Here is a 19,792-nt window from a genome sequence, read left to right as displayed (position 1 = left end):
TATTTAATTAAAATATTTTATGAAAATCTTAATCGAAAATACCAGAGTAGAAATTCTTTATATAAAAGCAACTTCCCTGTTGCATATTTGAATATGGTTTTACAGAACGAAGGGTAAAATCCCTGAGTCTGTAGTCCAGGGAATATTTTTGTCCAGAATATATTTTGACTCAAAGTTAGCTCACAAGCAGGCTCCTTCTTTCGCAAACCTGCACCTGCAGTTTCGAGTTTCCGGAATATTTTCTATCGTGTCCGAAATAATCTCAAAGATAGCTTCCTGAGCTTTTCCCACAACCTCGGTGACTTCATCAGCGGTCAGTTTCTGTGTGGTCATTCCACAGGCCTGATTTGTGATGATGGCAAGAGAAGCATAACAGAGACTGAGTTCTTTTGCAAGACTTACTTCAGGTACACCGGTCATGCCCACAACATCTGCAAACTGGTTCATCATGCGGATTTCGGCTCTGGTCTCAAAACGTGGGCCTTCCGTACAGGCATAAATTCCCTCGGTATAGGGAAGCCCGTGCTTTTCCAGAGCATCCCTGAGAGCTGTCCTGAGTTCAGGGCAATAAGGTTCAGACACATCGACATGTACGGTCCTGTTATCATAAAAGGTAGAAGGTCTGTTCCGGGTAAAATCTATAAAATCATCAAGAACTACAAAGCTGCCCACTGGATGTCCTCGCATAGACCCCACGGAATTCGTAGAGATTACACGCTTTGCCCCAGTGGAATGTACAGCCCAGATATTTGCCCTGTAATTTATTTTGTGAGGAGGAATATGGTTTTCTCCTGCGTGCCTGGGGATTACTGCAACTTTCTTCCCTCTTATAGTAGTGAGATATGCTGTAACTTCCCCATATGGAGTCTGTATTGACTGGCTTTCAAACTCCTGGTATGAATTAAAACCAACGCCACCGAGCACTGCAACTTCAACATTTCCATCCGCTTTTTCCATTTTTTTATCTTCCTGATGGGGTTTTTACCCTGATTTTCGATCTCTTCTAGCCTTATCATGCCTTAAATCCTTTTGCAGGCCGCCTGCGATCAGGTAAGTTTTTTCTTTCTTCTATCTCTTCCTTTATTTCCGTTTTCGGAAGCCTGGTTTGATACGCTGTATTTTATGCCTGCAAGGGCGATAAGAATTGCAACTGCGACCGAATATACAAAGTACTGGAGGGCAAGGGATGGATTATTGGCAATGCCGTCCGAAAGGGAAGCTGTCGCTAAAATATATGTGCTTGCGCCCCAGAAGAGCAGCCCGGTTGCAATCACGAACAGGGAAATCGCGACATTTCTATAAATGGGTTTATCATCCATCCTTAAATCGAAGATTTTTCCGAGATTAGCAAGCAGCAGGGCTCCTGCGTACCACCAGACTGAAGCATTGATGAATACTGAGACAAGCGTAAGGATTCCTTGATACCATATTCCTTCTGCGGAATAAAGCTTCCATACTTCCATAGCTCCGTATGAAGTTGCTACAAGGATTGTAATCAGAGCAGCCGTATAGCTGATAAAAACCATTCTCTGTTCCAGAAAAGCGTCCCAAAGCCTTTCTTTTTCAAGAGCGACAAGGTCGTCCAGCCCAAAACCCCTATACAGCATGTAAAGCCCTACAGCTGCAAGAATTCCTATAATTGCACCTTCTGGATAGTGGGCAAGCAGGAATATTGCATAAATGAGAAAAGCAAGCCCTAAAGGTACAAAGAAAGTCTGTGAAATCTTTGGGTCGCTAAAGACATGTTTCAGGATATAATAGGTACTTTCCAGATTTTCACTCTGCATTACTACGATTCTTTTTACGGAGTCAATTTTCATGCGTGATTGGACAATAGGCACAAGCGTTTCGTCCTCTGCCCCATCCGAGACAAATATCGCTCTCTTCACATCATTCGTATTGAGAAATATTTCGAGCTGCTCGGCAATTTTCTGGTCTGAGATAACTCCAACGTTTTTGTCTCCTGCAAAAGAAACTATTTCAGCGTCGGCTCCTTTTGCCCGCAATTCATCAAGAATTTTGATCCCACCGAAAATCGTATTGGTATCAGAATCCTCCGGGTCTGCGATCCCAAGTGCGACAGCAGCGTGAACATTTGCCTCCCGTCCTATTATTGGGGTTTCGAGTTTTGCTTTTTCGCCTAGATCGTTATCTCTATCTATGCATATAACTAAGGTCTGCATATCTCCTCTATAACCTTCAATGGCTTACTCTATCGCAGAGAGCTGATTTTTCCTGAATACGATATCCTGATTCGGCTGCTACATCTTTCCTGCCGGAGTTTTACATAAACTCTTTTAATCAGTTAAGTTGCTTTACTTTTTACAAGCATACTATTTTAATTTATACTTTATAAGCTTGTAACGTAACAGTGTTTGTTTCAACAGTGGTTTTGACAGTGAGGAGTTTTACGGTATTTTAAAATAGAATTTACTCTTTACCTTTAAAGATAATTTTATAATTTGGAAATTCCATAAGTAAATATCTACAAAAATAGTCTCTCTTTTTGAGAGAAATTCATTATTTATATCAAAAATAAACAGGGGTTTATATGGCACAAACAATGGAAAATGAAAGTAAAGGAACCGAAGCTGAAAAAAAGAGTTCCAAAATACAGGAAAAAGTTGGAAAGCTTGGAAATGACATTGACACTCTTGCAAAGAAGACAGGGGATGAAGCCTCTAAACTTGCAAAGGGTATAAACACAGAAATAAAATCCCTATCAGAGGAAATAAAATCAATTGACGTAAAGAATGAGGTAAAGAGTATCACTGCTAGAGTTGACAAACTTGTTGATACAACAGGCGATAGTGCAAAAAAACTTGCCTCCGATATCAAGGCTGATGTAAAGAAACTCGTAGATAAGATCGAAATCCCGATCTCAAAGAAAAAATGAAAGCTATAAATTGACAGATAAGAAGATAGAAATCTTCCAGATTAGAAGGTAAATCTCTTCTCTACCTTCTCTTTTATTATCGGTTTTGCTTCTCAATGTACATTCATTGAATCATTTATGATTCCATATTTTCAATGTTTTTCGTTTCTGTATTTTATTTAAAGAGTTAACTTTATTATTCAGCACTGCATCTGTATAAATTAAATTGGAGAGAACAGAATGCAATCATACTCCGGAATTTCCAGAAGGCTTATAGCCTCGATAATCGATATTTTTGTAATTATTTTCCTTTTTATGTTTCTAGAGCTAATCACAGAAATCATGAATAAGACCCTTTTTTGTGTCCTGTTCTTCCTCTCGACGTGGGTTTATTTTGTCTTTCAGGAGAGTTCAACCCTAAAGTCAACAGTGGGCAAGCAAGCTATGAACATTATTGTTACTGACCTCAACGGAAACAGGATTTCCTTCATTCAGGCAACAAAGCGCTTTATTATGAAAATTCTCGCTGCAATTCCTTTATTTACAGGATTTTTGCTGATTCTTTTCACTTCAAAAAAGCAGGCTTTTCACGATATCATGGCAAAGACCGTGGTATTTGTTCAGGAGGACTGATTTATTACTTTTTACTTTTTCGTCTCACTTTCCTTTGTATCAGTTTTTTTACAACGAGTACGTTTTTTTATTATGATATCTTTATGATAAATGGGAAGTCATTTGCTGCCAGAGCAGTTAAGGGAAGTTTATTATGCCTATTTCTTTCAATCAGCACAATTTGATCCAGAACAATCCGGTAAGCTTTCAGAGATCTATATCAAATCATTCGCTTGATATCTCTTTTTCTCCAAAACCCGTGGAAGAAATAAAACTCTTTCTTGATATGGATGGAGTCCTTACGGATTTCACTGCCGCCTGCGAAAAGCTCGGTGGCAATATGATGTTCTTGTACAGCAACGATAGAGAACTCTTCTGGAAAAAGATCACATCTGCAGGAATCGAGTTCTGGTCTGAGATGTCCTGGATGCCCGGAGGGCAGGAGCTACATAGTTTCCTTAGAAGCTCGGGACTTTGCCCAACAATTCTTTCTGCGCTTCCCGGGCCTGAGAGGAAAAAAGCCTTATTCAATGCGAGAGAGGGAAAAATCAAATGGCTCAGGAAAGAACTCGGGTCATCTTACGCAGAGGCAGCAATTCTCTGTTACCGCCCGGAAAAAGCCTTACAATCAGGGATTTCAAGGGTTCTTATTGATGATAACTCCGAAAACATTCGCGAGTGGAAAGAAGCAGGAGGTATCGGAATTCTGCATAAGAACACCAGCCGGACAATTCGGTGTTTCAGCAAAGTGCTTGAAGTCGAGCAAAAGTTCTGATCTGCTAATTATACAGGAAATAATTTTATAGGGAAAAACAGAAAAATTAGGCTTCCTTATTGCAGGCTACGATAAGAGCCACAAAATTTTGCCTATAGTTTTTGATATGTTCCCCTTCCGCACCCTTTAACCACTTTTTTCCACCGTGAATTGTGTGATCTCCACAGATGAAGAAAATCGTTCCTTTTTCCGCATGCCTGTAAATCTCACCAAGGTTTTCATCCACGGATTTTGCAGCCTTTTCCAGTTCTTTCCAGCTTTCTGCCCTGTGAGAAAAACGGTCAAGGGTTCTGAGGTGAACTGCCAGGATGTCAGGATTTCCTTCAAGAGCACGTAGTGCGTAATTCGTTATATGGTGGTCATAATCCAGGATATCTTCGGAATCAGGAACTCCATAAAAATTTTTTATTCTCCCCCTGAAACTTTCCGCACCTTCTGACTCTATGACTGCGGATGCTTTCATGCCTGATCTGTAAGCCCATTCCATAATGCTTTTCAGTTTCGGATTTTCCGAGTCTTTTGTCCTTTCGGTATAAATGTCCGCAGTTGAGTAAATATTATGCTCTTCTGGCAGATATCCTGTAAATATTGAAGCAATCGCAGGGGATGTTATAGTTGCCGGGGATTTGCATCTAAAGAGGAGTCCTTTTTCGGCAATTTTATTCAAATTTTTCATTATCGGAGAAAAATAATTATAAAGGGAATAACCCAGACTATCTACGACAATAATTACTGCTCTTTTGCAGCCTCTTTCCTTAGCGTAGCTCTCTACTTCAGGAATTGGCCTGCCAGTAGGCGGAACCATAGGGATTTTCAGCAGTCTCGAGATCGTAGGGGCAATATCAATGGTGTTGCACTCTAAAATTTTCATATTCTCTCCAATATATATCTGGCAAGCCGGCTTATATGTGTTTCCTGTATTGCTTATACTCAGATATCTGTAGATAATTATACGGATCGGGTCTAAATATCCAAGGGCAGAATAAATGCCGGAAAATGAAGAGTTCTCTGAAGTACGATTTCCTGAAGAAGAAGGATTTTCAGAATTTCCATTACTTAGATAATCAACCTTGTTAACCAAATAGCCGGAGTCGACTTTTGTGGAGTTGAGGGTTTCTACATTCCATATTTTTGTACCCTCAGTGACCAGATAAGAGCCAGTATTTTGGGTCTGCTTTTTCTGAGGCGAGAACAGAGGGATCTTGGAAATCAGGTTTTAGGAAACATGTCTAAATTCTATATCAAAATAGCATAGAGTAGTGAAATTATTACACTTTATTAAAAGACAGTAACTCACTTTAACCGAGAAATTGTGTACAATTTTGGCAAGTGTTTTGGGTTTTTCAACAGGAATATATTCATGTGTACCATAATACTCTCGGGGATTGGTGTGGTTAATGTGATTAATGAGAGTCTGAAATTCTCGGAATTTATTCTTGAAGAAATTCTCAGTTTGTATCAAGAAATAAGGGCTCTTTCTGATGGCGAGATCCTTTCCTGCTCTTCAGACAGGCCCGAGGAATTGTTTCTGAAACTGGATACTTTAATTACCCAAAATTTAGAAAGTGATGTAGTTTCTATTCTCCTGGACAAAAAGGATCTGGAACCAATTTTCGCTCATATTAACCGATTCAGGAACTTATATACAGTGAGACTGGAAACCATGTACTCAAATGAAATCCTTGCAAGCCAATCACCCTGGAATGTGCTTGAAAATTATCCCTTTTACAAAAATTATCTTCGGCTAATCAGGACAGAATATGAAGGCTTCGGATTAAAAGCCGGAGACAGGATTTTTTTCCTCGGGAGCGGACCACTTCCCCTTACCCTTATTGTTTTCTTCAAATATCATGCGGTAAAAGGTACAGGGATAGAGCAAAACCCTGAAAGGACAAGGCTTTCAATAGAAACGCTTGACAAGCTCGGGCTTTCGAAAGACATCACTATTATTAACGGAAGCCATCTCTCCATGAATCCAATTGATTTCCTGGATCCTGATGCCGGGTCAAAGGCTCTCATAATAGCTGCCCAGGCTGAGCCTAAAAGAGAAATTCTCGATCATTTATTAAAAGTAATACCTCCAGGGTGCAGGATTTCTTATAGGATCTACGAGAAAGGCTTGATGAGGCTGGTAAACCGGGACTTTTTGCTTGATTTGCCCGAAGGTTACAGAGAATATAAGCGAATCAAACCCGAACCTCCTGCATACAATACAGTTGTATTTGTTGAGAAAAAAGAATAGTCACTCTGAAAATCTGGAGCATCACAGGAGCTTTTCCGTTACTCGTTATCGGTGCAGACATTTATTATAGGGCTTTGTAGAAATTCTATTCAAATCAACAGAAACGGATCAGATTCAATTATAAAAATCCAGTTCACGCCTTGTCAAAGGTATTTGAGATTCTTCCAGCTACAGGATTTCTACAGAGCCAAATATGCCCACAATTATAAGAACCAAAAGTATAGGAATGAACAGAGGATTTCTTTTTATCATATTTATTCCGCCTCGTATTTTTAAGTAGCTGGATGACATATGTTCTTCATGTAGTTCATACATAAGGATTTGTTTGCATTACTAAGCCTGTCGACAGTCTGTCTACTTACCGATATTCGATCTGTCAGTGTAACATGCAAATGTTTTATTCAGTATAGTCTCACCTCGCATATCAACACCATAAAATTAGGGATATATAGCTAAAATTAAACTATGTAGAATATATCCAATAAATATATAATAAACTTGTTTTATTTATAATTTTGAGGTATCAGATGATCGATTCAAAAAATGTTCCCCGATACGCACAATCTCTTATTTTCCGCAAAAGGGCATCATCTCTCAAAAAAGTAACCTCTTTCTCAATCGAGAACTGATACCCCAGACAGATCTTATACGGGCTGCAGGCATCTCTTCTCCTGCAGTTCACAAGATCAAAAAATAGCACGTCAACAAATCCGGCTGAGGCCACCGATTATCCAGCATCTTTTACGCTAGTGACCTCTAGCCATACTTCAGATATTTTACTTTCCTTTTATCTCAAGTTTCACATATCATACTTTATGGTAATGTTAATAAGTGCAAAGCTATTTAAATTTAAACAACGTGTATTCAAAGAGGAAAATGGTAGACACTTCTTTCTCATTGCTTCAAACAAATCCACAACTTTCAGTCCTGATTTTAATTCTGGTACTATGGGAGTTTTTCTGGAAGGGTATAGCTCTATGGAAGGCAGCACGAGAATCTCAGAGATACTGGTTTATCGCTATACTCATTTTAAATACGGCTGGTATTTTACCTATCCTTTATATTTTCTTATTTAAGAAAGGGAGAAAGGGAATATAAATCAAGAATGTCAAACCATACATTAAATCAAGAATATCAATCCACACATCTTTTAAATTTCCTTAATGTACTGCTATGCTTTACCCCCAACTTTTTTGCTTTTTCAAGGGGTTAATGCCAATATTTTCTGCTTAATCTCTTCTTTACTAAAGAAAACGTGTGGCTTAATAATGATAAACTTTCATTGTTCTATGTTAAAGACACTATACTCAAGATCTGGTATTGAAGGATTTCCTGGGTTCGAATCCTACGCTCGAACTAAACTTTGGGTTTATAGGTAACCTAAAAACTCAATGCTATTGTAGATAAAATCTATCTAAATTATATATTTAAATTCTCTGTTAGCTATAGTATTTTAAATCTAAAAGGAAGTAAATCAAATGAAAGGTGGAGACAGGGATATTATTGAGACAGAATCTGGTGTGGAAAAAAACATAATTAATAAGCAACAACCTCACTGGGAGAAGGTGTTTGAAAGTACATGTTCTAGGTTTGGAGACGAACCGAGTTATCCTGCTAGAAAATCAGCAGCTATTTTTGAGAAAGAAGGAAAGAATAAAATTCTCGAACTGGGATGTGGTCAGGGCAGAGATACTTGTTTTTTTGTCAGTAAAGGCTTTCATATATATTCTCTTGATTACACTGAAGGTGGACTAAAGACAGTAGAGGAAAAAGTCAGGAACATGGGGCTTTCAGATTCTATAGTTACTCTAAAGCATGATGTCAGAAATCCTCTCCCATTCGAAAATGAAACTTTTGACGCTTGTTATTCCCATATGCTCTACTGCATGGCACTGACGACATCTGAATTGGAATTCCTCACTAGTGAAATAAAAAGAGTGCTAAAGCCAGGAGGGCTTAATATTTACACAGCCAGGCATACTGGAGATGCACAATATAAGACTGGAATTCATAGAGGAGAAGATCTGTACGAGATTGCTGGCGGTTTTATAGTGCACTTCTTCAGTAGAGAAAAGGTTGAACACCTAGCAAAAGGGTACAAGGGGCTCGAAGTCGAAGAATTCGAAGAAGGAGAGCTTCCAAGGAAACTGTATCTGGTAATGATGCAAAAATAAGCGAAAATACAGCCTCAATAAGGACGAAGATACAGACTCGGGTTAAATCGATGCTTATTACACAAAAAACTAAATGAAGATAACAGTTGGCTTTAAACCTTTGCAGCAACATCACAGTTATCTTCACGTTTTCTCAAAATATTTCCTTACCCATACCTTATTTTTAGTCAATGCTATTTGTGATCCAGCACTAACACACATTGCAACTGCAAGAGCTTCTGATATTTCTTCCCTTCTTTCTGTGACTTCGCATGTACATGATCGTTGAGACGCGGGTCACAGGTAACAGATTAAAACGTATTGCCTACATTCTACCTCTAAAAATAATAATGATAATATCTTACCCAAAAGCTCTAATACCTACCAGCATTGCTCAATCCAATAATTGTCCTTTAATTAGATAAACAGTCTTACTTTTCCCCAAAGAAGATTTCCAAGTTAATATTTGAACTAAATAGCAGGATATATTTTGCTTATTTTAGCCTTTTGAAAATGATCTAGATAGATTTTTAACAAGCCAAATGCTTAAATATATAAAAATTCCCTAATTATTATCGTACAAGTTTTTTCCCGGGCTCTTCTTTAGTTTATCAGGGTTACATTGAAAGCGTTGTACAATTAGAATGATACCAAACGCTGAAATGATAAATTTTTGATTATCACGGGGTTATGAAGTCGCGTACTAGAGAGTGTTGCAGAAGACGATTTGTTTAACTATAAATGGATCGATAGCAGGCTAAATAAACAAAAAAGAGTCCTGTTTTTGCAGATTTATGCAGTTGGCAATTATAATTCTTGAATGAACCTTGGAGGGGGAAGAAGGCGAAGAAAGCTCCAATTGCGTTAATGGCGGTGGGAGACATACACTGCAGGCTCATGATCAGTCTGATCATTCTATTTTCGCCGTACGAAACAATCTGGAGGCATAGCATGCTCCAAAGATCGAAAAGATCTGAAGCTGCTCTTTAAGTTTCTGGAACTGGAGGTTTCGCAATGCTTCGAATCGTGGTCGACCTAAACCGATGTGAGAGCTACGCTCAGTGCGTGTTTGCCGCACCGACAGTGTTCTGGATGAAGGATGAAGAGTCTCTAGAATATGATTATGCGCCAGATGATTCACTACGAGTGCAGGTAGAGAGGGCTGCTGCAGCTTGCCCGGTACAGGCGATTACTATTTGCTGGCTGGATAAGCAATTGGGGCAGCAGGGAGAAAATCACGATGAGCAGCAGTGATGCCGAGAAGATGGTCTCCTCTATACAAAGAATAGTCATCGTCGGTGCCTCGCTGGCTGGCTTGAGTGCTGCAGAGGCAATACGTTCCGAGGGATTTTCAGGAACATTAACTGTGATCGGCGATGAACCGTACGTTCCCTATGATCGCCCTCCTCTGTCTAAAACTGTCCTCACAGGCTGGCTACCGGTAGACCATACAACCCTGCCACAGAGGGCTGATCTCCATGCCGAGTGGTTGCTTGGTGTGCCCGCCATAGGGCTTGATCTGAGAAACCATAAAGTCGAGCTTGCCGACGGAAGGCGGTTTAGTTTTGACCGTCTGTTGATCGCCACCGGGACTCGCGCTCGACCGTGGCCAGATTCGGCACAGGCTTCCCTTGATGGAGTATACCTGCTGCGCACCCGCGATGATGCTGCCCAGCTACGAGCTCGGTTAGCCGATAGACCAAAGCGGGTGCTTGTGATTGGCGGCGGTTTCACCGGCTCCGAGGTTGCTTCAGTCTGCAGAGAGCTGGATCTGGTTGTCACGGTCACAGAACGCAGCGCTACACCTCTCATCGGCGCTATCGGTTCGGCCGTGGGTACGCTTGCTGGGCAGCTCCAGCGCGCTTATGGAGTCGACCTGCGCTGCAACGTCACGGTTATGGCGCTGGAGGGAGATGAGAACGGGAGGCTGCGCCGTGCCTACCTCTCAGATGGCGATATACTCGACATCGATGTGGCTGTGGTCGCTCTTGGAGCAGTACGAAATGTCGAATGGTTGCGTGATTCTGGGCTGGTATTTGACTCTCGTGGGATAGTTCGTGATGCCGCTTGTCGTGCTTTCGATACCAATGGAATGGTTACAGACAATATTTTTGTCGCCGGAGACGTAGCCCGCTGGCCTCACCCGCTTTATGAGGGGGAACTTCTGGCAGTCGAGCACTGGGGGAACGCTGTTGAGCAGGCTAGGACGGCAGCACACAACATGGTATGTAATCCGGCAGATCGCTGGGCATACAAAACTCTGCCTGCCTTCTGGTCCCGTCAGTTTGGCGTCAACCTGAAGACAGTCGGCCTTCCAAGCTTTGCCGATGAGGTTGTGTTCACACAGGGCTCGATCGCAGAACGCAGGTTAGTTGCGGTTTATGGCTACAAGGGTAGAATTGTCGCAGCGCTCACCGTAAATATGGCCCGCTGGCTGCCTGCTTACAAAGCAATGATCGAAGCCCGTGCACCGTTTCCGCCTGTAATTCATGGTCTTTATGGGCCAGCCGAGCATGGGCCAGTTCCTGCTGGATTTCCGCCTCGCACCCATAGCCCTACACAGGCCGGTTCTGGCCCGAGTACACATCGTCCTAAGGAATCGTCTACAAGCACCAGAGTGAAGGATCCACATGTGCCGCCAGGATTTCAGCCTAAATGACAGGAGGCAGATTATGATACAACAATCCTTGTATGAGCAAGTTCTTGACTACGCCAACCGTGCCAACCCCTATCCGCTCTATGCCCAGCTACGCCAGACACCAATCACACGACAGACAGATGGTAGCTACGTTGTCAGCACCTACCGGGAGATCGTCTCACTACTCCATGATCCTCGGATCGGTTCGGATTTCCGCAAGCGTTCAGTGCGCGAGCGTAATCCCGCAGGCAGTCAGATCAATCAGGAGCCTGTTTCTGAAAATCAAGTACCGGAAGCAGGGGCGGAAGTATCCTCACCCAACCAAGGTTCAGAAACGGAAGTAGTTCCAAGCTTCATCGGTCTAGATCCGCCTGAGCACGATCGACTGCGCCGGCAGGCTACATGGCCTTTTGGCCCTCCGCACACGCCGGGAAGAGTGGCTGAGATGGAACCCCAGCTGATCCGTCTTGCAAATCAGCAGATAGATACTATGAAAGGCAAGGCGTCGATTGACATCGTTGAGGACTTCGCCTATCCAATCCCGGTGACGATGATCAGTGAGCTGCTTGGGGTACCATACGAGGATCAGCCACACCTTCATGCTTTATCAGAAGCTATTATCGAAGGAATTGACCTGGATCCTCAGGAAAGCCCGGAGGAACGGAAGCGGCGACAAGAACAGTCTGGTCAGACCTTTAAGGAACTCGAAAAATATATGGAGACATTGATCGAGCGCCATCGAAAGAAGCCTGGTTCCGACCTGCTTTCTGGACTAATTACAGACTACGGTCCCGATGGGCCGATGTCCCAGGCAGACATTGTGAGCACTGCAAGCTTGTTGCTTATTGCAGGCCATGAGACCACAGTAAATCTGATCACCAACGGGATGCTCACACTTTTGAGGCACCCTGATGTCCTTGAGCGGTTGCAGCACGGACCAAATCTGGTTATTCGCCTGGTCGAGGAGTTGCTACGTTACGAGCCTCCCGTCCAAATTCTGCCAAACCGCGTGGCTCTCGCCGATATTAATATTGCAGGTACTACAATTTTGAAAGGCTCGCCTGTGATCCTGCTGCTTGCTTCTGGAAACCGTGATTCTGCCCGCTTTCCCGACCCCGATAAATTTGACCCTGATCGGAGGGATAATATGCACCTTGGATTTGGCAGCGGCATCCATTATTGTTACGGTGCCCCACTTGCAAGGTTGGAAACGCAGATCGCACTAACAGAACTTGTAAGACGTCTCGAAAACCCTAGGCTTATGAATGATCCGCCCACATATCGGCAAAGTGCCACTCTACGCGGACCACGACATCTCTTTGTTGAGATCGACGGCGTGAGGGACTGAGAGTTCCAGTCACGAGTTAACCGAACACAACAGATCTGTAGCATTCTAAGTTTCCGTAGAGCCAAGGAGTCTAGACTATATTCTGTTTTCTGTTCAAGCCGGACAGTGCATGATTTATAAAAACTACTCTCTTAGTCTAAAACTTTCAGTCTAAGATTTTGTTTTATGAAATGCAGCTATAAAATTAAAATTCACATTATCCTTATACGAGTTACAAAAGAGCAAAAAACCCGCAATTTTTACAGATTTAAAAGGTAAAGATTTAAAAGGAGTTCTTCTAAGAGCCTTTTTGCTCGAAGTGATCTTTACTGTTGGAGGGCTGTCTTCTGATTAACGTTATAATTTGTTAACCAAACACTATTGCCACCACTTTACGATATTTTCCAATTCTATACAGGCTGAAACCAGGCTGAGACAATTTTAAAACTTAGTGTTGATGATAGTCAAAATATATCCAATCTGACTGAGCTAATACTTTGTTCTTAATCCATATTATTAAATTGAATTTTAAACTGTAATCACCCTGGGCCATATGTAATTCGTCGTATGGCAAAAATAGGGTAACGTCTCTAAAGCTTGTGCTCGCGTACATTGGGGTAAACTCACGGCCTGTGGAAACTTCACCACTAACTGTGCAGTATTTCTGGTTAAAATCCCTTAATGGTTCACCAGATCCATAGTGGAAATATGCAGCAATTTCACAACTTTTGTCCTTAAGATTGTATGTATTAAACCCAATATGGATTCTCATTCCAAGTAAATCTTCCCAAACATTGTGCTCAACCCAAACTTGTTCAATTGCCGCAAACGTTTGCTGGTAGTAACCTATGTTTCCACTTATAGTTCCAACATCATCCTGTATCATATAATCAAGATCTCTGAAAGCCTGCATAATTGAGCTCCTTTTAGATTTTACATTTCTGCTCAAAAAATGAATTTACTCAGAAGATAAAACCTCATTATTATTAATATAATTATATAATAATTAAACAATATTGAAACATATTTCCTTAATATATATCCTAAAAAAAGATCGCAAAATCGGCTGATATCTTTATATTCCTATAATTTAGGAACTTTAACTCTAACTTTTATCCTATGAGGTGAAAATACCCCTTCCTCAAAACTCTAAGCTTTGCGAAGAATTTAGGGAGAGAGGTATTTGACCCGCTTATTCATCCAGAAGAACAACAGGTTTGATCAGATCTCTTGGTTTTTCTTTCATGACCATGAGAGCCTCTTCAATTTTGTCGAATCCTTCGAATATGTGGGTGGCCATTTTTTCGGGTTTTATTCTTCCGTAGGTACATAGGTCTGCCATTCTTTCCATTCTCAGACGACCTCCGGTTGTCAGGCCACCACGTATGTCTTTGTGAGACATACCCATCCCCCATTCAATACGTGGAATGGGAAGTATGTCTCCAGTTCCGTAGTAGCTGACGTTTGATACCGTGCCTCCAGGTTTTGCAATTTTTACTGCATCTGAAATTGTGTTTTCATTTCCTCCTGCTATGATTACAGAATCAACACCTTTTCCATTAGTCTTTTCAAGAATCTGTTCAACAAGTCCACCTTTTCGGTAATCAATAACTTCAGATGCTCCGTATTCCAGAGCAAGATCAACAGAGGCTTTCCGACTTCCTACTGCAAAGAGCCTACCAGCACCAAGAATAGATGCACCTGCCACTGCCATCAGACCAACAGGACCAATTCCTATGACTGCAACTGTGGAGCCCGTTTTAATTTTTGCCATTTCTGCACCCTGTATTCCAGTAGTTGCCATATCTGATAGCATGACAGCTTGTTCACGGGGCATTCCTTTTGGAAGATGAGCTAAATTCATGTCTGCATCATTTACATGGAAAAATTCTGCAAAGACTCCATTTTTGGAGTTTGAAAATTTCCATCCACCAAGCATTCCATTTGAGTGCATAGGTACTCCATCCTGTGCCGCCATGGATCGCCAGTCAGGTGTAATTGCAGGGACAATTACTTTATCGCCTGGTTTAAAGTCTTTGACCTCTGATCCGATTTCATCTATGACACCTACAGCTTCGTGTCCCAAAATTAAGTTTTTACGGTCTCCAAGCGCACCTTCCCAGACAGTATGAACATCTGATGTACACGGCGCGACCGCAAGAGGCCTCACGATTGCATCATATGGTCCTGCTGAAGGTCTTTCAGCATCAATCCAGCCCACTTCCCCAATTCCAAGCATTGCAAATCCTTTCATCTTATTACCCCAACATTTCTAAAATAATTATTTTTTCAATGCTTTTTATAGTAACCCGCATATTAATCTGCTGTAGTGGTATTTATAATTACTAAGGATGGAAACTTGAATTTTTACTTTTAATTCAGCCAAAATATATTTTTCCTGCCGGCGGTCTGCTGAAATCTTTCTCGAATCTTTTTGTAAAAACAGAGAACTGAGAATCTTTGAAGCTCTCTTCAGCCTGAGAAGTAATACTTTGCAGAGCTTGTTAGTTTTTTATCGATTTCATTCTGCGACTGTTTTAGAGTCATCAATAAGATTTCTTCCTGTAGTGATCATTCCCGAATTATAGTAGTAGGTTTTTCAGGCGACGTATATTTTTAGAAGCTTCAGAAGTGTTGTCACCTAATCTAATAAAACGTGACTCCATTAATATAGTCAAATTTATATATTTCAAACGCAATACTAAGTATTGAAAATAAAGAGACGTATAATCATCTGTTGTTAAAAACCAACTTGCGTTTTTAACTAAAGAGTCTTATACAATCTTATTTTTTCAGCAATAACTAACAACCAAAATCAGGGTGAAACAAAATGGCTTTTAATGACAGAGGAAGGTCCTTCAGGGGAAGAGACAGCAGCCGTGGAGGCTTTGGCGCTCCTAGGGAAATGTACAAGGCAAGATGTTCGGATTGCGGTGTTGAAACCGAAGTACCTTTCAAACCTGACCCGGACAGACCTGTTTACTGCAGAGAATGTCTTCCTAAGCACAGAAAACCCAGAGAAGATAGATACTAAGTGTTATTTGTTTATCTGAGTTACATCAACACTTATTTCTTTTCCACTTTTTAAAAATCAATCTAATTCGGGGTACATCTTTTTCTTAACCCGTTACCTTTTACATTTAAAAGGAGCCCTTCGCAGGGCCTTTTTTGCTGAAAGTGATCTTTCCCTTTGGGGATGGATTTTTCTGATTCAAGCAATATTTTTCAAGCGATACTTTTCAAGCGAATTCTTGATCAAGGGAAAACATCAGGAATTGGACTACAGAATAAAAACAAAAAAATCTTCTGCATGGTCAAGTCAGTTTAAATATATTTTCCCTGCCGGCAATCTGCTTAAATCTTCCCCGAATACATTTATTAAAAACAAAAATCAAACATCCTTTTTTCCGTGCTCAGATAGATAGTTCTTAACTGCACGTTTTGAGCTATACCATGTTTTCCCTATTTTTACTGCATCTAGAAACCCCTGTCTAGCTCGTAGGCTGAGATATTCTTGAGAATAAGGAGTTTCGATGGCAAGCTCTTTTAGAGGCAGCAGTTCGTCATTTCCTCCTGAAATGGAGAGATATAGGGTCAGGTTTTCATCCACGGCTTTTGCAATGAAATTGGCAAATGGTCCCAAGTTTCCAGAATCTGCGGCTCTAAGGGATTTGTAATATTTTCCTCTATCCTCTTTTTTGAGTACGACAGGAGGATAATATCTTGCCATCAAATACAGATTTGTGAGAAGCCGGGCCACTCGGCCGTTTCCGTCACTGAAGGGATGAATTTCAACAAACCTGTGATGCAGGAAAGAAGCTGTTTCAATTGGATGTTTTTTGCTTTCAGCTACCTTTTCAATAAGTTCATCCATCAGTTTAACTATCTTCGACCAATCAGGTGGAGTCTTTACAGCACCTGCTATTCTAACGTTTCTTGTGCGGTACTTTCCGGCATCCTCTAGTATGCTTCTAGTTACAATTTCATGGATTTCCTGAATTGTAACATGATCTATTGCATGTTTTTTCTTTGCCAGTTCTTCCATCCGGTCAAAAGCTTTTGCGTTGTTGCTTGCTTCAAGATGTTCTCTAAGCGATTTTCCGCCAATAGTCAGCCCTTCCTCCAGAATAAGTTTTGTTTCCTGGAGCGTCAGTGTATTTCCCTCTATTGCATTGGAGTGATAGGTATGAACCAGCCTCATTTCTTCATGTAGCCTTGATAAAGCATCTGCAGGGATGGGCCGCATGAAGTTTAGCTGTTTCATTTTTTCATTTATTCGTGCAAGAAGTTCTTCTTGAATCAGGGATGTATCGGTATGTGTCATAATTTAATATCTCCGATATATATCCTCTGATATATATCGGTATCGGCAATTTTCATAGTTATCCGATATAGATATTTTTTATTTATTTCACTTCAGTTAAAGTATATTTTTCCTGCTGACTGTCTACTGGAATCTTCCCCGAATACGTTTTATAAGAATAGATAAATTGAAAACTACTATTGAAAACTACTTTTTGTGGATTTGTAAAGAGTACTTTGCAGGGCCTTTTTTCATCAAACTGATCTTTTCCTTTGGAGGGCTGCTTTCAAATTAGAGCGAAAGTTTTTAAGTAATCCTGCTTTCAGAAACTATTAATAAAATATCTGGTTATTTCTCTGGGAACTACGTCTAAAAATCATCTCTCATTTGAAAGAGTATGCTCCTTTTTGTATAGATGCATTTATATAATTTGACCATGTAATGTAGTTGCTGAAAATAAAGAGACGTATAATCTGTTATTAAAAACCAATTTTTGTTTTTTAATGTAAGGGTCTATACAATCTTGTTTTTAAACTAACGATTATCCGCTAAAGCGGAGGTGAAACGAAAATGGCTTTTAATAACAGAAATTTCAGGGGAAATTCCGGAGGTTTCCGCGGTAACAGCGGACCAAGGGAAATGACAAAAGTGACCTGTTCTGACTGCGGTGTTGAAACCGAAGTACCATTCAAACCTACTGAAGGCAGGCCAGTATACTGCAGGGAATGTCTTCCAAATCACAGGAAGTTCTAAAGATAATCTACATCAGATGTTAATTTTGCAATTAAGCTTCATTAACGCCTGATTCATCTTTTCTTTTTGTTTTTTTTGGTTTATTCTCTTTGTTTTCTTTACTTATTTCCACTAGTGAAGCAAGAAAAAGAAGGAACAAAACAGCATCGAGAATAATAATTGGTGCTAATTATTTAATTTTCAACTTATCAGTTTTTAACTCAACTTATATAGAAATCAATCAAAGATTATCGAGGAGGAATTAACCTGGCTAATTACAGAAGCACTATTAGAAAAAAGAGATTTGGATCCGCAAAATCAGTAAACTCAGGAGATACACCTGAAGTATCCAGGGTACGAACCCCTCGCAAGGACAGAAACGAAGTCCTGGCAAAGGTTGCGAGTTTACTTGGTTCGAAAAGAGTAACACTTCAGTGTATGGACGGAGTTGTACGAATGGGTAGGATCCCGGGTTCTAAACATAAAAAAATGTGGATTCGTGAAGGCGATATTGTTATCGCTAACCCATGGGAAATTCAGGATTCCAAAGCCGATATTGCCTGGAAATATACAAGGCCACAGGTCGAATGGCTTGAACGGAAAGGCTACATTAAGTACTGATTTGAATTATCGAATAAAGATGCCTAGTATAGATAGGTAACTGAAATAAAGGTGTCTGCAAAAGACGCCTTAAATCCATATCTTGGTCACTTTTATCTGTCTCATAAGCCCTGGACATAAGGTATTTTCTCATTTGAGGAAGCGTGACCTCATTTTTATAGATACATTTATATGTTATAATCCTCTTGTACATACGTTGATAAATAAAGATCCGTATAATCATCTGTTGTTAAAAACCAATTTTTGATTTTAAACAAAGAGTTCTATACAATCTTATTTTAAACAATTAGCAAAAACTAAAACAAAGGTGAAACAAAAATGGCTTTTAACGACAGAAATATGTTCAGAGGAAATTCTAATTTCGGCGCTCCCAGAGAAATGCACAAGACAACCTGTTCTGATTGCGGTGCTGAAACCGAAGTGCCTTTCAAACCTGATCCAGAAAGACCAGTTTACTGTAGAGAATGTCTTCCTAACCACAGGACGCCAAGGGAAAACCGTAGATACTAAGCCCGAATTTCGCTTCGGGAACACGATATTCGTCTCGGTCGAGTTGCGGCTCGACGATACGTGGTCCGTTTCGCTTCTCTCAAGCGGACTTACGTTTTTGCTTTTTTTGAATATTTTATTATTAAAAACTAGTTTTTTTATCCCCATAGATATTACAGATTTATAAGGAGCCCTCCGCAGGGCCTTATGATAAAAGTGATCTTTCCCTTTTGGGGACTGTTTTTCTGATTGAAAGTGACTAATTTCAAGTCAATTATGGATCATGTAACGATGTAGTAGTAAAACTGGTTTTGGATAACTCAATTAGAAAACAAGGCATTTATATATCAGCTTCAATAAATAATGCTATATAAATTGTCAATTTACATCTGGAAAGAAATGGACAATTATATATGGAAATTGGGGTACATAAATGATAGAAATTACAAACAGAGCTGCTGCAGAGCTTAAATCATTATTCGAGAAAGAAGGGATCGAGCAACCAGCGATACGGATCTATATAACTGAGTCAAGTGCAGATGTTCACTATGGATTAGCACTTGCTGATGATATAAATGAATTTGATGTAATCAAGGAGAATAATGGTATCAAGATCGTCATGGCACCGAAAGTGGCGGTTGGTTTTCCTGACGGTAGCATTGATTTCAAAGCTGACAGTGCAGGTAAAACTTTCATAATACAAAACGCATTCACTGGCAACTGTGACAACTGCGAAGAATGTTACATATGCGATGCAGAGTAAAGTTTTGAACAAACTCAATAATTGATTTTAGGATAAGTTCTAAATATACTTTTCCTGCTGGCGGTTTACTTAAACCTTCCCCGAACAGGTTTGTAGAAATCAGGGAAATTAAAGGCTACAATTTTTGCAGATTTAAAAGGAACTCTTTGCAGGGTCTTTTTGAAAAAAGTGATCTTTTCCTTCGGAGGGCTTTGTCTGATTGCCGTGAAAAACTGTTAACCTATTATGTCCTCTAAATAAATCAGAAAGCAAACCCTTTTAC

21 protein-coding genes are annotated in these 19,792 nt (G+C 40.4%); 14 read left to right on the top strand and 7 right to left on the bottom strand.

Annotated elements, in window-relative coordinates:
• Positions 1–180: 180 nt before the first annotated feature.
• Both mtnP and BP861_RS04445 read right to left on the bottom strand, forming a co-directional pair.
• On the bottom strand, positions 181–957 hold the full coding sequence (gene mtnP, locus BP861_RS04450) for an S-methyl-5'-thioadenosine phosphorylase (RefSeq protein ID WP_292372963.1): 777 nt from the start codon (positions 955–957) through the stop codon (positions 181–183).
• Positions 958–1,046: 89 nt separating this feature from the next.
• Positions 1,047–2,183 (bottom strand): DUF373 family protein, encoded by a 1,137-nt coding sequence (locus BP861_RS04445; protein ID WP_292372960.1) that lies wholly within the window; start codon positions 2,181–2,183, stop codon positions 1,047–1,049.
• A gap of 368 nt (positions 2,184–2,551) precedes the next feature.
• Here BP861_RS04445 and BP861_RS04440 point away from each other — a divergent pair, with 368 nt between their 5' ends.
• The 3 genes from BP861_RS04440 to BP861_RS04430 all read left to right on the top strand — a co-directional run bounded on the left by BP861_RS04440 (position 2,552) and on the right by BP861_RS04430 (position 4,262).
• Positions 2,552–2,896, top strand: a complete 345-nt coding sequence (locus tag BP861_RS04440; RefSeq protein ID WP_292372958.1) for a hypothetical protein — start codon at positions 2,552–2,554, stop codon at positions 2,894–2,896.
• A gap of 219 nt (positions 2,897–3,115) precedes the next feature.
• Positions 3,116–3,508, top strand: coding sequence for an RDD family protein (locus tag BP861_RS04435; RefSeq protein WP_292372957.1), 393 nt, complete (start codon positions 3,116–3,118; stop codon positions 3,506–3,508).
• Positions 3,509–3,641: 133 nt separating this feature from the next.
• Positions 3,642–4,262 carry a hypothetical protein gene (locus tag BP861_RS04430; RefSeq protein WP_292372955.1) on the top strand — a complete coding sequence of 207 codons (621 nt, stop codon included), beginning with the start codon at positions 3,642–3,644 and terminating at the stop codon, positions 4,260–4,262.
• 46 nt (positions 4,263–4,308) lie between these two features.
• On the opposite strand, the gene BP861_RS04425 is transcribed toward BP861_RS04430, so the two are convergent.
• A complete protein-coding gene (locus BP861_RS04425; protein WP_292372953.1) occupies positions 4,309–5,133 on the bottom strand; it encodes an alkaline phosphatase family protein in 825 nt (274 codons plus the stop codon).
• Between the two features lie 519 nt (positions 5,134–5,652).
• On the opposite strand from BP861_RS04425, the gene BP861_RS04420 reads away from it, so the two are divergent.
• Complete coding sequence (locus BP861_RS04420; protein ID WP_292372951.1) at positions 5,653–6,504, top strand: nicotianamine synthase family protein; 852 nt, start codon at positions 5,653–5,655, stop codon at positions 6,502–6,504.
• A 523-nt stretch (positions 6,505–7,027) separates the two neighbouring features.
• On the opposite strand, the gene BP861_RS04415 is transcribed toward BP861_RS04420, so the two are convergent.
• Positions 7,028–7,228 carry a hypothetical protein gene (locus tag BP861_RS04415; protein ID WP_292372949.1) on the bottom strand — a complete coding sequence of 67 codons (201 nt, stop codon included), beginning with the start codon at positions 7,226–7,228 and terminating at the stop codon, positions 7,028–7,030.
• A gap of 152 nt (positions 7,229–7,380) precedes the next feature.
• Here BP861_RS04415 and BP861_RS16090 point away from each other — a divergent pair, with 152 nt between their 5' ends.
• The 5 genes from BP861_RS16090 (at position 7,381) to BP861_RS04395 (ending at position 12,643) form a co-directional block, all read left to right on the top strand.
• The gene (locus tag BP861_RS16090) at positions 7,381–7,602 is read left to right on the top strand and encodes a DUF5652 family protein (protein ID WP_394339083.1); all 222 of its coding nucleotides are present in this window, start codon (positions 7,381–7,383) and stop codon (positions 7,600–7,602) included.
• 380 nt (positions 7,603–7,982) lie between these two features.
• Complete coding sequence (locus tag BP861_RS04410; RefSeq protein ID WP_292372947.1) at positions 7,983–8,678, top strand: class I SAM-dependent methyltransferase; 696 nt, start codon at positions 7,983–7,985, stop codon at positions 8,676–8,678.
• A 993-nt stretch (positions 8,679–9,671) separates the two neighbouring features.
• On the top strand, positions 9,672–9,911 hold the full coding sequence (locus tag BP861_RS04405) for a ferredoxin (RefSeq protein ID WP_292372944.1): 240 nt from the start codon (positions 9,672–9,674) through the stop codon (positions 9,909–9,911).
• Positions 9,898–11,316 (top strand): NAD(P)/FAD-dependent oxidoreductase, encoded by a 1,419-nt coding sequence (locus BP861_RS04400; protein WP_349680993.1) that lies wholly within the window; start codon positions 9,898–9,900, stop codon positions 11,314–11,316. The genes BP861_RS04405 and BP861_RS04400 overlap by 14 nt, the downstream gene beginning before the upstream one ends.
• A gap of 529 nt (positions 11,317–11,845) precedes the next feature.
• Positions 11,846–12,643, top strand: a complete 798-nt coding sequence (locus BP861_RS04395; RefSeq protein ID WP_292372942.1) for a cytochrome P450 — start codon at positions 11,846–11,848, stop codon at positions 12,641–12,643.
• Positions 12,644–13,070: 427 nt separating this feature from the next.
• On the opposite strand, the gene BP861_RS04390 is transcribed toward BP861_RS04395, so the two are convergent.
• The gene (locus tag BP861_RS04390) at positions 13,071–13,535 is read right to left on the bottom strand and encodes a hypothetical protein (RefSeq protein WP_292372940.1); all 465 of its coding nucleotides are present in this window, start codon (positions 13,533–13,535) and stop codon (positions 13,071–13,073) included.
• Between the two features lie 279 nt (positions 13,536–13,814).
• Complete coding sequence (locus BP861_RS04385; protein ID WP_292372937.1) at positions 13,815–14,876, bottom strand: NAD(P)-dependent alcohol dehydrogenase; 1,062 nt, start codon at positions 14,874–14,876, stop codon at positions 13,815–13,817.
• Positions 14,877–15,452: 576 nt separating this feature from the next.
• Between BP861_RS04385 and BP861_RS04380 the strand changes: the two genes are divergently transcribed.
• On the top strand, positions 15,453–15,656 hold the full coding sequence (locus BP861_RS04380; RefSeq protein ID WP_292372936.1) for a CxxC-x17-CxxC domain-containing protein: 204 nt from the start codon (positions 15,453–15,455) through the stop codon (positions 15,654–15,656).
• Between the two features lie 357 nt (positions 15,657–16,013).
• Here the strand turns inward: BP861_RS04380 and BP861_RS04375 are convergent, their stop codons facing one another.
• Complete coding sequence (locus tag BP861_RS04375) at positions 16,014–16,946, bottom strand: Fic family protein (RefSeq protein ID WP_292372934.1); 933 nt, start codon at positions 16,944–16,946, stop codon at positions 16,014–16,016.
• Positions 16,947–17,495: 549 nt separating this feature from the next.
• Between BP861_RS04375 and BP861_RS04370 the strand changes: the two genes are divergently transcribed.
• The 4 genes from BP861_RS04370 to BP861_RS04355 all read left to right on the top strand — a co-directional run bounded on the left by BP861_RS04370 (position 17,496) and on the right by BP861_RS04355 (position 19,530).
• Positions 17,496–17,678, top strand: a complete 183-nt coding sequence (locus BP861_RS04370) for a CxxC-x17-CxxC domain-containing protein (RefSeq protein WP_292372932.1) — start codon at positions 17,496–17,498, stop codon at positions 17,676–17,678.
• A 267-nt stretch (positions 17,679–17,945) separates the two neighbouring features.
• The gene (eif1A, locus tag BP861_RS04365; protein ID WP_292373288.1) at positions 17,946–18,278 is read left to right on the top strand and encodes a translation initiation factor eIF-1A; all 333 of its coding nucleotides are present in this window, start codon (positions 17,946–17,948) and stop codon (positions 18,276–18,278) included.
• A gap of 318 nt (positions 18,279–18,596) precedes the next feature.
• Positions 18,597–18,788 carry a CxxC-x17-CxxC domain-containing protein gene (locus BP861_RS04360; RefSeq protein WP_095644336.1) on the top strand — a complete coding sequence of 64 codons (192 nt, stop codon included), beginning with the start codon at positions 18,597–18,599 and terminating at the stop codon, positions 18,786–18,788.
• Between the two features lie 412 nt (positions 18,789–19,200).
• Positions 19,201–19,530, top strand: a complete 330-nt coding sequence (locus tag BP861_RS04355) for a HesB/IscA family protein (RefSeq protein ID WP_292372928.1) — start codon at positions 19,201–19,203, stop codon at positions 19,528–19,530.
• The last annotated feature ends 262 nt before the right edge of the window (positions 19,531–19,792 follow it).

This window comes from Methanosarcina sp. UBA411 (assembly GCF_002495725.1).
Classification (GTDB): domain Archaea; phylum Halobacteriota; class Methanosarcinia; order Methanosarcinales; family Methanosarcinaceae; genus Methanosarcina.
The sequence above is the reverse complement of the archived record's forward strand: the minus strand, read 5'-3'. Positions and strand labels throughout refer to the sequence as shown.

Bases quoted from the DNA above. Each gene is read 5' to 3' on its own strand.
- BP861_RS04375 (WP_292372934.1), bottom strand. From the start codon at position 16,946: ATGACACATACCGATACATCCCTGATTCAAGAAGAACTTCTTGCACGA.
- BP861_RS04405 (WP_292372944.1), top strand. From the start codon at position 9,672: ATGCTTCGAATCGTGGTCGACCTAAACCGATGTGAGAGCTACGCTCAG.
- mtnP (WP_292372963.1), bottom strand. From the start codon at position 957: ATGGAAAAAGCGGATGGAAATGTTGAAGTTGCAGTGCTCGGTGGCGTT.
- BP861_RS04435 (WP_292372957.1), top strand. From the start codon at position 3,116: ATGCAATCATACTCCGGAATTTCCAGAAGGCTTATAGCCTCGATAATC.
- BP861_RS04390 (WP_292372940.1), bottom strand. From the start codon at position 13,535: ATGCAGGCTTTCAGAGATCTTGATTATATGATACAGGATGATGTTGGA.
- BP861_RS04380 (WP_292372936.1), top strand. From the start codon at position 15,453: ATGGCTTTTAATGACAGAGGAAGGTCCTTCAGGGGAAGAGACAGCAGC.
- BP861_RS04425 (WP_292372953.1), bottom strand. From the start codon at position 5,133: ATGAAAATTTTAGAGTGCAACACCATTGATATTGCCCCTACGATCTCG.
- BP861_RS04385 (WP_292372937.1), bottom strand. From the start codon at position 14,876: ATGAAAGGATTTGCAATGCTTGGAATTGGGGAAGTGGGCTGGATTGAT.
- BP861_RS16090 (WP_394339083.1), top strand. From the start codon at position 7,381: ATGGTAGACACTTCTTTCTCATTGCTTCAAACAAATCCACAACTTTCA.
- BP861_RS04370 (WP_292372932.1), top strand. From the start codon at position 17,496: ATGGCTTTTAATAACAGAAATTTCAGGGGAAATTCCGGAGGTTTCCGC.
- BP861_RS04410 (WP_292372947.1), top strand. From the start codon at position 7,983: ATGAAAGGTGGAGACAGGGATATTATTGAGACAGAATCTGGTGTGGAA.
- BP861_RS04400 (WP_349680993.1), top strand. From the start codon at position 9,898: ATGAGCAGCAGTGATGCCGAGAAGATGGTCTCCTCTATACAAAGAATA.
- BP861_RS04360 (WP_095644336.1), top strand. From the start codon at position 18,597: ATGGCTTTTAACGACAGAAATATGTTCAGAGGAAATTCTAATTTCGGC.
- BP861_RS04395 (WP_292372942.1), top strand. From the start codon at position 11,846: ATGATCAGTGAGCTGCTTGGGGTACCATACGAGGATCAGCCACACCTT.
- BP861_RS04355 (WP_292372928.1), top strand. From the start codon at position 19,201: ATGATAGAAATTACAAACAGAGCTGCTGCAGAGCTTAAATCATTATTC.
- BP861_RS04445 (WP_292372960.1), bottom strand. From the start codon at position 2,183: ATGCAGACCTTAGTTATATGCATAGATAGAGATAACGATCTAGGCGAA.
- BP861_RS04430 (WP_292372955.1), top strand. From the start codon at position 3,642: ATGCCTATTTCTTTCAATCAGCACAATTTGATCCAGAACAATCCGGTA.
- BP861_RS04440 (WP_292372958.1), top strand. From the start codon at position 2,552: ATGGCACAAACAATGGAAAATGAAAGTAAAGGAACCGAAGCTGAAAAA.